The 11,388-nt window shown below is 67.1% G+C and carries 13 protein-coding genes; 8 read left to right on the top strand and 5 right to left on the bottom strand.

The window, feature by feature from the left end; genetic code table 11:
- Together AC5Y43_RS13895 and AC5Y43_RS13890 are read right to left on the bottom strand one after the other, a co-directional pair.
- Positions 1-813, bottom strand: coding sequence for an enoyl-CoA hydratase/isomerase family protein (locus AC5Y43_RS13895; protein ID WP_499973264.1), 813 nt, complete (start codon positions 811-813; stop codon positions 1-3).
- Positions 814-835: 22 nt separating this feature from the next.
- The gene (locus AC5Y43_RS13890; RefSeq protein WP_499973262.1) at positions 836-1,657 is read right to left on the bottom strand and encodes an enoyl-CoA hydratase/isomerase family protein; all 822 of its coding nucleotides are present in this window, start codon (positions 1,655-1,657) and stop codon (positions 836-838) included.
- Positions 1,658-1,777: 120 nt separating this feature from the next.
- On the opposite strand from AC5Y43_RS13890, the gene AC5Y43_RS13885 reads away from it, so the two are divergent.
- Together AC5Y43_RS13885 and AC5Y43_RS13880 are read left to right on the top strand one after the other, a co-directional pair.
- Positions 1,778-2,437, top strand: a complete 660-nt coding sequence (locus AC5Y43_RS13885) for a hotdog family protein (RefSeq protein WP_499973261.1) — start codon at positions 1,778-1,780, stop codon at positions 2,435-2,437.
- Positions 2,434-3,327 (top strand): enoyl-CoA hydratase/isomerase family protein, encoded by an 894-nt coding sequence (locus AC5Y43_RS13880; RefSeq protein WP_499973259.1) that lies wholly within the window; start codon positions 2,434-2,436, stop codon positions 3,325-3,327. Before AC5Y43_RS13885 ends, AC5Y43_RS13880 begins: the two co-directional genes overlap by 4 nt.
- A gap of 19 nt (positions 3,328-3,346) precedes the next feature.
- Here AC5Y43_RS13880 and AC5Y43_RS13875 read toward each other — a convergent pair whose 3' ends face one another.
- Entirely contained in the window at positions 3,347-4,105 is a 759-nt protein-coding gene (locus tag AC5Y43_RS13875; protein WP_499973256.1) for a TetR/AcrR family transcriptional regulator, read from the bottom strand.
- Positions 4,106-4,301: 196 nt separating this feature from the next.
- Between AC5Y43_RS13875 and AC5Y43_RS13870 the strand changes: the two genes are divergently transcribed.
- Positions 4,302-5,099, top strand: a complete 798-nt coding sequence (locus AC5Y43_RS13870) for an SDR family NAD(P)-dependent oxidoreductase (protein WP_499973254.1) — start codon at positions 4,302-4,304, stop codon at positions 5,097-5,099.
- A 20-nt stretch (positions 5,100-5,119) separates the two neighbouring features.
- Positions 5,120-6,127 (top strand): dihydrodipicolinate synthase family protein, encoded by a 1,008-nt coding sequence (locus tag AC5Y43_RS13865; protein WP_499973252.1) that lies wholly within the window; start codon positions 5,120-5,122, stop codon positions 6,125-6,127.
- A 75-nt stretch (positions 6,128-6,202) separates the two neighbouring features.
- Here the strand turns inward: AC5Y43_RS13865 and mbp1 are convergent, their stop codons facing one another.
- Both mbp1 and AC5Y43_RS13855 read right to left on the bottom strand, forming a co-directional pair.
- Entirely contained in the window at positions 6,203-6,442 is a 240-nt protein-coding gene (gene mbp1, locus AC5Y43_RS13860; protein ID WP_499973250.1) for a microaggregate-binding protein 1, read from the bottom strand.
- Positions 6,435-6,749, bottom strand: coding sequence for a hypothetical protein (locus AC5Y43_RS13855; protein ID WP_499973248.1), 315 nt, complete (start codon positions 6,747-6,749; stop codon positions 6,435-6,437). The genes mbp1 and AC5Y43_RS13855 overlap by 8 nt, the downstream gene beginning before the upstream one ends.
- Before the next feature lie 125 nt (positions 6,750-6,874).
- On the opposite strand from AC5Y43_RS13855, the gene AC5Y43_RS13850 reads away from it, so the two are divergent.
- From AC5Y43_RS13850 to AC5Y43_RS13835, 4 genes are read left to right on the top strand one after another with little or no spacing between them, the layout of a single operon-like run.
- A complete protein-coding gene (locus AC5Y43_RS13850; protein ID WP_499973247.1) occupies positions 6,875-7,699 on the top strand; it encodes an enoyl-CoA hydratase in 825 nt (274 codons plus the stop codon).
- A 15-nt stretch (positions 7,700-7,714) separates the two neighbouring features.
- On the top strand, positions 7,715-8,917 hold the full coding sequence (locus AC5Y43_RS13845; protein WP_499973246.1) for an amidohydrolase family protein: 1,203 nt from the start codon (positions 7,715-7,717) through the stop codon (positions 8,915-8,917).
- 22 nt (positions 8,918-8,939) lie between these two features.
- A complete protein-coding gene (locus tag AC5Y43_RS13840; protein ID WP_499973245.1) occupies positions 8,940-10,559 on the top strand; it encodes an acyl-CoA synthetase in 1,620 nt (539 codons plus the stop codon).
- Entirely contained in the window at positions 10,556-11,386 is an 831-nt protein-coding gene (locus tag AC5Y43_RS13835) for an amidohydrolase family protein (protein ID WP_499973243.1), read from the top strand. Before AC5Y43_RS13840 ends, AC5Y43_RS13835 begins: the two co-directional genes overlap by 4 nt.
- Positions 11,387-11,388 lie beyond the last annotated feature (2 nt).

The following is an 11,388-nucleotide window of genomic DNA, read 5'->3' as shown; positions in this document are numbered from 1 at the left end:
TTACCTGCATTGCCAGTTCGGCTTGCGCTTCTCCACAAACGCCCGGGGGCCTTCGGCGGCATCCTCGGTCCGCAGGACCCGTTCGCGGAACGTCTCGGCGAGTATCTCCGCTTCGTGCAGCGGCACATTCAGGCCCTTGAGGATCGCGAGTCGCGTTCCCCGGACGGCCAGCGGCGCATTGGAATTGACGATGTCGGCGATCTCGTGGGCCCGGTCCAGCAGGCGGTCGTGTTCGACGATCTCGCTGATCAACCCGAGCTCGTAGGCGCGCTGTGCGCTCATCCGCTCGTGCTTGCCCATCAAGGCCATCCGCAGGGCGATCGAGCGGGGCAGCACCCTTGATATCCGCACCAACTCGCGGCCGGCCACCAGCCCGATGCTGACGTGTGGGTCGAAAAACGTTGCCTGCTCGGACGCGATGACGATGTCGGTCGTGGTGACCCAGTCCATGCCGGCGCCGCAACACAGGCCGTTGACGGCCGTCAGCACCGGCTTGGCCATGGTCCGAAACGGCGGCGTGCCCTCCTGCGGCGCCTCCCACTGGTCGTACGTCGACAGGTAGGGCCGCTCGTAGATCACCTTGCCGTCTTCGGGAATCTCTTTGACGTCGGCGCCGGTGCAAAAGGCACGGCCGGTGCCGGTGACGATGGTGAGCCAGACGTTGTCGTCGCTTTCGGCCTCGTCGTAGGCGGCGCGCAGTTCGGTGATCATGTGCGGGCTCAGCGCGTTGAGGGCGTCCGGGCGGTTCAGCGTGATCGTCGCGGTGTGCCCGTCGACCTCGTACTTGATCGTGTCGAACGAATCAGTGGGCATCAGTCATCCCTTCATACTGCGCTCAGCGTCCACGAAAATCCGGATCCCGTCGCTGCCGGAAGGCCTCCAGGCCCTCCTTGAAATCGCCTGTTCGGCAAGACAACTCCAGATTGAACAACTCCTGCGTCAGGGCTTGGTCCAGGGTGGCGTGCTGGCCGAACGCCAGGGCCTGCTTGGCCAGCCCGATCGCCGCGGTGGGCCCGCAGGCCAGCCGCTGCACCAGCTGCTCGGCCACGTCGTCGAGGTCGGCGGAATCGACGGCCTGGTGGATCAGCCCCCATTCGGCGGCGGCCGTCCCGCTGACCTTCTCGCCCAGCAGCAGCATCCGCCTGGCCCGTGCCAGGCCGACCAGCCTGGCCAGCAGCCAGGTGGAGCCCGAATCCGGGCTGAAGCCACGGTCCACGAACGGTTCCCAGAACACCGCGTCGACCGCGGCCAGGGTGAAGTCGGCCGCCAGCGCGAGGTTGCAGCCGAAACCCACGGCCCAGCCCCGCACGCTGCAGACCACCGGCAGCTGGACGCCGGCGACGAGTTCGATGACGCGGTGCGCGCCGTGCGGAACCCGGCGCACCAGATCGCCGGCGCGGGGGCGTGGCCCGCCCGGCTCGTTGGTGGCCACCCAATCGGCGCCGGCACAGAAGTCGTCCCCGGCGCCGCGGATGTGGATCACCCGCAACGAATCGTCGGCCGCGGCATCGGTCAACGCCCCGACCAGATCCCGGATCATCAAGTGGGTCAACGCATTACGACGCGCGGGCCGGTCGAGCGTGATCCGCAGCACCGCGCCGTCGCGGGACGTTTCGACCGAACCCTCGGCGCCGGCCGTGTCGGCCCCCTGACTCACCGTCTATCCGGCCTTTCTCCGCCGTTACGGTTACCCATACAGTAGGCAATACGATTGATACGCTGTATAAGTTAGCAAGGAAACGCTACCGACGGAAATAGCCGGGTGAAAGAGGGAAGTATGGCCGCAACGGACGCCAGATTCGGCGAGGCGCCCCTGGACCAGACGGTGGCGGCCGCCGGCGCCATGCGCCGCCTCAGCTCGCTGCTGGTGTCCCTCGAGCACCCGCACCCCACCGTGCACGCCATGCTCGCGAAGTTCGCCGAGTGGGAAGGCGAACTGGCCGCCGCGGCCCCGACGGACAACGCGCCGCGGATCGGCGAGATCGACGGCGATCCCCGGCGGGTTTATTTGAACCACGCCACCGACATCGGCGCCTACAACCCGTGCTTCCCCGAGTACCGCTTCGATCGACTGGATCCGGACAGGGCCGACGGCGTCGTCAGCTTCCCGCTGATCTACGAGGGCCCGCCGGGGCTGGTGCACGGCGGCTTCCTCGGGGCCTTCTTCGATTGCGTGATCCAGCACCACAATTGCGTCACCGGTCTGTCCGGCAAGACGCGATCGCTGCTCGTCACCTTCCGCCGGCCCACGCCGCTGCTGACCGACCTGCGTTTCGACATCGTTCGTGCGCAGGTCGACCGGGGCATCACGTCGACGGCCCGGCTGCTGCTCGACGACGAAGTGCTCTGCACCGGTGAGGTCAACACGCTGGCGTCGCCGCCGGAGCAGCTGGCCACCACCAGATTTGGCAGGCGCCGAAGGGAGACCGACACATGACCGCCACCGGCGCGTCCGACGATCGCGTCCTGTTCGAGGTCGATCCCGACCGGCGGATCGCGACGATCACACTCAACAACCCGAAGCAGCGCAACTCCTACGACGCGGCCATGCGCGAGGCCGTCGAACGGTGCCTGGATCGCGTGGTCGACGACGACGACCTCACCGTGGTGCTGTTGCGCGGAGCCGAGGGGGTCTTTTCCACCGGGGCCGACATGAACAACGCATACGGCTGGTACGGCCCGGCCAGCGACGACCAGGCCAAGCGCCGGCCCAGCCAGCGCCGGCGACTCACGGTGGACCGCAAGACTTTTGGCTTCTACCACAACTTCATGGGCTTCCCGAAGGTGACGGTGGCCGAGATCGCCGGCTACGCACTCGGCGGCGGTTTCGAGATGGCGCTGATGGCCGACATCTCCGTGATCGCCCGCGACACGAAGGTCGGCATGCCCGCCACCCGCTTCCTGGGCCCGGCGCTGGGCAGCCTGCACATGTTCTTCCATCGGCTGGGGCCGGTCCTGGCCCGGCGCCTGCTGCTGACCGGTGACATCGTCGAGGCCGGTGAGCTCGAGCACCTCGGAATCTTCACCGACACTTGCGAACCCGGCTCGGTGACGGCACGCGCGCGGTACTGGGCCGAAAAAGCGGCGAAGATGCCCGCCGACGGGGTCGTCATCGCGAAGGAGGCTTTCCGCCTCGTCGAGCAGAGCCAGGCGTACAACGGCGAGGAAGTCGCAAGCTATCTGTTCCACGCCTTTGGCACCAACCTGCAATTCGCGCCCGGCGAGTTCAACTTCGTCAAGACGCGCGCGCAGCACGGGGCCAAGGAGGCGTTCCGGCTACGCGACGAGCATTTCCACGTGCCGGAGCCACCGGAATCCCAAGCCTAGCAACGCCTTGGCGAGTCGCTTACTTGCCGCGCTTGGCTGCCTTGCCCTGCCGCGACGACTTGGCGCCCTTGTCGATCAGGCCGCTGGCGTGGTCGAGGATGCAATCCAGCCCGAACTCGAAATTGGTCTCGTCCGGCGCCCCGATGCGATGACCCTGGCCGGTCACCTGGGCGATCAGCGGGGTGGTGGCCGGATCGATGGCCACGGCGTCCTCGATGGCGCGCGGCCCGCTCTCCGGGGTCTGGTTCTTCTCGTAGAGTCGGTGCAGCACCACCGACCCACGGACGTGGACCGAAACCGCGGAATAGGTGTCGAAGGCGTCCTCGGGGGACAGGCCGGCCTCCACCAGATTGGCGATCGCCTTCTCCATCTCCAGCGCGCCCAGCCGCGCCGCCTTCGGGCTCAGCGCCGCACGAATCAAAATCAGGTCGCACAGAATCGGGTTGCCCATGAACGTCTTACGCATTAGCCGCGCATGGTTGCGCAGCGTCTCGCGCCAGTCGCTGGCTTCCACGTACGGGGTGGCGAACACGTACTTGCTCAGCGCGCGGTCGGTCATCGCGTTGAGCAGATCGTCCTTCTTGCGGAAGTACCAGTAGATGCTGGTGACACCCACGCCGAGATGTTTGCCGAGCAGCGGCATGCTCAGGTTGTCGATCGACACCTCTTCGGCGAGCTCGAATGCGCCGCTGATGATGTCGTCGGGGTTGATGGACCCGCGTTCGCGTCGCTGTCGCTTATCGGCGGTTGCCTGCTTTGCCACTACGGGCACCTCCATCACGATCTAGCCGTGCCACCGGTACAGTCGAATCTACCGGCAGTTCCTCCCTGACCTGCGTATACGCGTGCGTGTCGCCGTTTCTGCTGGGGACCGTCAACCTGCTCTTGTGTGGTTTTCCATTTGCTACTGTAATACCTATCGTAGGCTTTTTGGTAAATGAGGCTGGGCGGGCGAAGATGACCGGGCTGACGGCATGGATCTAGGGCTGGCCAACGCCGCCGCGGTGGTCGTCGGCGGCAGCCGCGGGATGGGCCTGGCGACGGCGCGCTGCCTCGCCGACGAAGGCGCCCGGGTGGCCGTGGTCGGCCGCAGCCGGGATGCGCTGGATTCCGCGGTACGGGAGTTGACCGACCGCGGCAGCCCCGATGCTCTCGGGCTGGTCGCCGATGTCGCTGACGCCGACGCGGTCGACAAGGTGTTCGCCGATCTCGGTGAGCGGTGGGGCGGCGAGCTCAACGCGCTCGTCATCACGGTCGGGCCGGGAGCGGCGGGCAACTTCGAGGCGCTGACCGACGACCAGTGGCTGCAGGCCGTCGACGACGGCGCGATGGGGATGGTGCGCTGCGTCCGGTCGGCACTTCCGTTGCTACGCAAGGCGCAATGGGCGCGGATCGTGACCTTCTCCGCGCACTCGACCCAGCGCCAAAGCGTCATGCTGCCCGCCTACACGGCGGCCAAGTCGATGCTGACGAGCGTTTCGAAAAACCTGTCCCTGCTGCTGGCCAAGGACGAGATTCTGGTCAACGTGGTCTCGCCGGGCAGCATCGCGTCCGAGTCGCTGGTCGGCTGGGCGACGTCCGTCGGCGTCGACGGCAATGACCCCTATGCGCTGATGGACGCCATCGCCGAGCATTTCGGCCATCCGGCCCACATGCCCCGCGCCGGCCTGCCGGACGAGATCGGGCCCGTCGCAGCGTTTCTCGTGTCGCGTCGCAACTCCTACATGACCGGCGCCAACATCAACGTCGACGGCGGTTCGGATTTCACCTGAGATCACGTTAGGAGTGCACTGTGGCGACGGCGAGTGAGGCACGTTCTTGGGCGCGCGGGGCGTTGCGGGGAATCGGCGACTCCCTCTACACGCCGTTCCGCGGCGACGATGGCGACGACATCGACTGGGATGCCTACCGGACGCTAGTGCGGTACTGCGTCGGCGATCTCGGCCACCCGATGCTGTGGTGCACCAGCGGCCTCGCCGAATTCTGGGCGCTGACCCTCGACGAGCGGAAGCGCTTGCTGGAGGTGGCAATCGAGGAAGCGAGGTCCATCAACCCCGATGTGGTGGTGCAGGCCTGCACGGCGGCGATGTCGGCCAAGGACTGCGTGGAACTGACCCTGCACGCCCAGGAGGTGGGTGCAGACATCGCCTACATCCAAACTCCGATGATGGAGGCGCATGGCGGCGAAGGGGTGCTGCGGTTCTTCCACTACGTCGCCGCGCGCACCGACATCGCCCTGGGCATGTTCAATTCCCCGTCCTCGGGCTACGTGTTGACCGCCGCCGAGGGCGCGCGGATCTACGACGAGGTTCCCGCCGTCTGCGCCACCAAGGAGGGCGCCTTCCGCCCGGGCGCCAGCCGCATGCTGCACCGGCTGGCGCCCGACCTGGTGCTGTGGGAATGCGACAAGACGGTGTACCGGGCCGGGTGGCTGCGCGACGGGATCGTGTGTCCGGCGCAGCTGGGCACGTCGGGCTATCTGTTCGAAACCCCGCAGCGGCGGCTGTTTTCGGAGTATTGGGACCTGATCCAAAATGACAAACTCGTGGAGGCGATGGACTACGGGCGCGATTCCGGCCTGGATCAGTTCGACCTCGACGTCGGGCCGTGGTGGACCTGCTACCCGGGCCGGTCGGACTACTTCACCCACTGGGGCGGCGCGTTCAAGTACGCGGCCTCGCTGCTGGGCCTGCCGATCGGCGACTACCCGCATTCGCGCCCGCCGCAGGCACAGCTGCCGGCCGAGGCGAAGACCCAGATGGCGAACGCCTACCGGCGGCTGGGGCTCATCGACAACTAGCCGCGTTGCGGCACAAGGGATTACACGACGAAGCGGGCCCGGTTTTGCAACCGGACCCGCCCCTTGGTCAGCCGTTTACTGCTGCTCGGCCCGCTCGCGCTCCTCGTACGCCTTGGCCTTGCCGCGGGCCTTCTCGGCCGCGGCTTCCTTGCGGCCGGCGTCGCGTTGCGCGTCGGCCTTGTCCTGCTGGGCTTCGCCCTCGTTGATCAGGTCGTTGCGGCCGAGGATCGTGCCGACGATTTCCTTGGCCTTGCCGAGCACGCCTTCGACGATGCCCCTGACGAGCTCGATCGGGCCGCTCTTGCTGTCAACCATTGTTTTCCTCTCCTTTTTGAAACCCTCGTTGGACGGCTTGACTCTCCGGGTTCCCGACCGGGTCGCCGACCGAAACCTCGCGCCGGCGTGGCGCGCGCCACAGGTGGGCCAGCCCCAGCGAGACAGACCCGATCAGCGCGACCCAAAACAGGATTTGCACGCCCGTCATCGCCAACTCGAGGCGCACCGCCACCGTGCGCGCCCGGCGTAGCCGGTGCATGAGTGTCCGTGCCGCCGTGTTCACCCCTGCCTCATACCCCACCGGGCGACCATCCGAAACCCCGGGCATGGAAATGCTCGTCGACACCCGGAAATCCGCTGTTCCGGCCGTGTTTCCCGGCGTCGGGGCGGCGGTTGTGGAATGCGGTACCGATAGGTATACAGTATGGGTACAAAGACGCCGCATTGGTCAGTCATGGGAGGGACCGTTTGATGAGTGCCGCCGACCATGTGGTCACCGACGACGCGGTGCTCTACGAGGTCACCCCGAGCGGCGTCGCGGTCGTCACGCTCAACCGGCCGGAGCGGCTCAACGCCTGGGGTCCCGACATCTCGGCGGGCTTTTACGCGTGCATCGACCGTGCCGATGCCGACCCCGAGGTCCGGGTGATCGTGTTGACCGGGTCGGGCCGGGGGTTTTGCGCCGGCGCGGATCTGGGGGGCGCGGGATCCATCGACGAAAAGCTCGGCGACGGCGACACCGACGTCACCCGGCTGGTCGGCGAACGCCACCCGCACTTCCTGACCTCGCTGCGCAAGCCGATCATCGCCGCGGTCAACGGCGCCTGCGTCGGCATCGGCCTGACCCACGCCCTGATGTGTGACGTGCGGTTCGCGGCGGCCGGCGCCAAGTTCGCCACCGCGTTCACGCGCCGGGGATTGATTGCCGAGTACGGGATCTCGTGGATTTTGCCGCGGCTCGCCGGTTGGGGCGCGGCGATGGACCTGCTGCTGAGCGGGCGCACCTTCTTCGCCGAGGAGGCCGCCGAACTCGGGCTGGTCAACGAGGTCGTCGCGCCCGACCGGCTGCTGGCCCGCACGCTGCAGTACGCGGACGACATCGCCCACAACTGTTCGCCGGCGTCGCTGGCGGTGATCAAACGGCAGGCCTACGGCGACGCGCTGCGCGATGTGGCCGATGTCAGTGCGCGTGCCGAAACGCTCATGCACGAGTCGCTGTTGCGGCCCGACGTCATCGAAGGCATCACGAGCTTCCTGCAGAAGCGGCCGCCGCGGTTCCCGCCGCTGCACACCTAAGCCGAAAGGATCATCATGAACGCTTTGGGCTACCAAGCGATCGACGTCGACAACCACTACTACGAGCCCGTCGACTCGTTCACCCGGCACCTGGACAAGAAGTTCAAGCGCCGCGGCGTGCAAATCGTCAGCGACGGCAAGCGCAGCTGGGCCTTGATGGGCGACCGCGTCAACCACTTCATCCCCAACGTCACCTTCGACCCGATCATCGTGCCCGGCTGCCTGGACCTGTTGTTCCGCGGGGAGATTCCGGAAGGCGTCGACCCGGCGTCGCTGATGAAGGTCGAGCGGCTGGCCGAACACCCGGAGTACCAGAACCGCGACGCCCGCATCAAGGTGATGGACACCCAGGACATCGAGACGGCGTTCATGCTGCCCACCTTCGCGTGCGGCGTCGAGGAAGCGCTCAAGCACGACATCGAGGCCACGATGGCGTCGGTGCACGCGTTCAACCTCTGGCTCGACGAGGACTGGGGCTTCGACCGCCCCGACCACCGGATCATCTCCGCGCCGATCATCTCCCTCGCCGATCCGGCCCAGGCGGTCGAGGAGGTCGAGTTCGTGCTGTCCCGTGGCGCCAAGCTGGTGCTGGTGCGCCCGGCGCCGGTGCCCGGTGTGGTCAAGCCGCGCTCGCTCGGCGATCCGGTTCACGACCCGGTGTGGGCCAGGCTGGCCGAGGCCGGGGTGCCGGTCGGCTTCCACCTTTCTGACAGCGGCTATTTGGCGATCGCCGCGCTGTGGGGTGGCAAGGCGACGTTCGAGGGGTTCGGCGCCAAGGACCCGCTGGACCAGGTGCTGCTCGACGACCGCGCCATCCACGACACGATGGCCTCGATGATCGTGCATGGTGTGTTCACCCGCCACCCGAAACTGAAGGCGGTCAGCATCGAAAACGGTTCGTACTTCGTGCACCGGCTGGTCAAGCGGCTGAAGAAGGCGGCCAACACCCAGCCCAAGCATTTCCCCGTGGACCCGGTGGAGCAGCTGCGCAACAACGTGTGGATCGCCCCGTACTACGAGGACGACCTGCCCGAGCTGGCCGAGGTCATCGGCGTCGACAAGATCCTGTTCGGTTCGGACTGGCCGCACGGGGAAGGCCTCGAGTCGCCGATATCGTTCACCGAGGAGCTCACCGCGTTCAACGAATCCGACATCCGAAAGATCATGCGCGACAACGCGCTCGAGTTGCTCGGCGTCCAGGTCGGATCGGCTGCTTGAGCGCCGGAAGCGGGTTACTCCCGTGAGCGAATGGACCATCGGCGCGGTTCTGGACGCCATCGCCGACGTCATCGGCGACCGGACGATGACGATCTGTGGCGACCGCCGCAGCACCTTCGCCGAGTCGGCGGACCGCACCCGGCGGCTGGGAAACTTTCTGGCGGCCAAAGGATTCGGCGCCCACCGGGAGCGTGCGGACCTGCAGAACTGGGAATGCGGGCAGGACCGCGTCGCGCTGTTGATGCACAACGACCTGTATCCCGACATGGTCGTCGGCTGTCTCAAGGCGCGCACCGTCCCGGTGAACATCAACTACCACTACACGTCGCGCGAGGTCGGCGAGCTGCTCGACTACGTGCGGCCGCGGGCGGTCGTCTACCACCGCGCGCTGGGCGCGAAGTTCGCCGACGCGCTTGCCCGCGACGACGTGGAGCTGTTCGTATCGATCGACGACGGCAGCGCCACGCCGGAGCTGCCCGGCGCGGTGTCGCTGGATGACGCGCTGGCGCAGGGGGATACGGACCGGGGCGTGACGGGGTCGCCGGATGACCTGCTGATGATCTGTACCGGCGGCACCACCGGCCGGCCCAAGGGCGTGCTGTGGCGCCAGTCCGACATCTACGTGTCGTCGATGGTGGGGGCCGACCACACCTGCGCCGAGGAGATCCACGACAAGGTGCGAAAGCCCGCCGGGCCGCCGTGGTTCGCGGTGTCGCCGCTGATGCATGCCGCCGGCATGTGGACGGCATTCTCGGCGATCATGGCCGGCACCCCGGTGGTGCTCTACGACACCGCCAGAAAGCTCGACCCGCGACTGGTCTGGGAGACGGCCGAGCGCGAGAAGGTCGGCATGATGACGATGGTCGGCGACGCCTACGCGGCACCGCTGGTAACCGAACTGCGACGCGGCTCCTATGACCTGTCGTCGCTGTACGCGATCGGGACCGGCGGCGCCGCAACGAATCCCAAATATCAGCGCGCCCTGGTCGAATTGATACCCCAGCTCACCGTCATCAACGGCTACGGCTCGTCGGAGACCGGCAACATGGGGTTCGGCCACAGCCGGGGCGACACGCAGGCCGACACCTTCGTGCTGCGCGAGGGCGGGCTGCTGCTGTCCGAGGACTACGGCCGCTTCCTGTCCCCCGGCGAGACCGAGGTAGGCTGGGTCGCCCGGGAGGGGCGAATCCCGTTGGGCTACTTCAACGATCCCGATGCCACCCGCAAGACCTTTCCGGTGATCAACGGCAAACGTGTGGTGATATCGGGCGACCGCGCCGGCCTGGAGGCCGACGGCACGTTGCGGCTGTTCGGCCGCGACTCGCTGGTGGTCAACACCGGCGGCGAGAAGGTGTTCGTCGAAGAGGTCGAGGAGGTGCTGCGCGCCCACCCGGCGATCGCCGACGCGCTGGTGGTCGGCCGGCCGAGTGACCGCTGGGGGGAAGAACTCGTCGCGCTGGTCGAACTGCGTGACGAGGCCGAGGCTGCGGCCGAGGCGCTGCACGCGCACTGCACCGCGCAACTGGCCCGGTTCAAGGCGCCCAAGGAGTTCATCATCGTCGACTACGTCCACCGGCTGGGCAATGGAAAGGCCGACTATCGTTGGGCGAAAAGGCAGGCAACAGCAAAGGTGTCCCCATGAAAGCGATCGACTGCCTGGTCAACGTGCACTTCGGCGAGACCGAGAAGCAGCCGACGTGGATGCTGAAGGTGCGCGACGACTACTTCAAGGGCCCCCAGTCGATGTTCGCGCCGGTCGACCTGGCGGAGCTGATCGACGAGATGGACGCCAACGACGTGCGCAAGGCCATCCTGATGGACAACCTCGCGAAGCCGTCGGTGACCGCCCGCAAATTCGTCGAGGCCAAGCCGGAGCGCTTCGCGCTGGCGATGGGCGGCGTGAACCTGCTGCGCCCGATGCCGTCGCTGGCCGAGCTCAGCGCGATCGTCCGAGACCTGCCCGTCGCGTATACCGCTGTGGGCCCGAGCTTTTGGGGTGACGGACAGTACCCGCCCAGCGACGCCGTCTACTACCCGCTCTACACCAAGTGCGCCGAGATCGGGCTGCCGCTGTGCATCAACACCGGAATCCCGGGCCCGCCGATCCCGGGGGAGGTACAGAACCCGATCCACCTCGACCGGGTGTGCGTGCGGTTCCCCGAGCTCAAGCTGTGCATGATCCACGGCGCGGATCCCTGGTGGGACATCGCGATCCGACTGCTGATCAAATACGCCAACCTGCGCCTGATGACTTCGGCCTGGTCGCCCAAGCGGCTGCCGGAAAGCCTGCTGCACTACATGCGCACCCGCGGACCTGGCAAGGTGATCTTCGCGTCGGACTGGCCGGTGCTGAAGATGCACCGCGTCGTGCCCGAGGCGGCCGGGCTGGACCTGCCGCCCGATGTGCTCGAAAACTATCTCTACAACAACGCACACGAATTCTTCTTCGGTGGCCAGGAGGAGCGCTGAAC

This window comes from Mycobacterium sp. NGS57, assembly GCF_059812405.1.
This window is presented reverse-complemented; position numbering and strand designations above follow the sequence as displayed.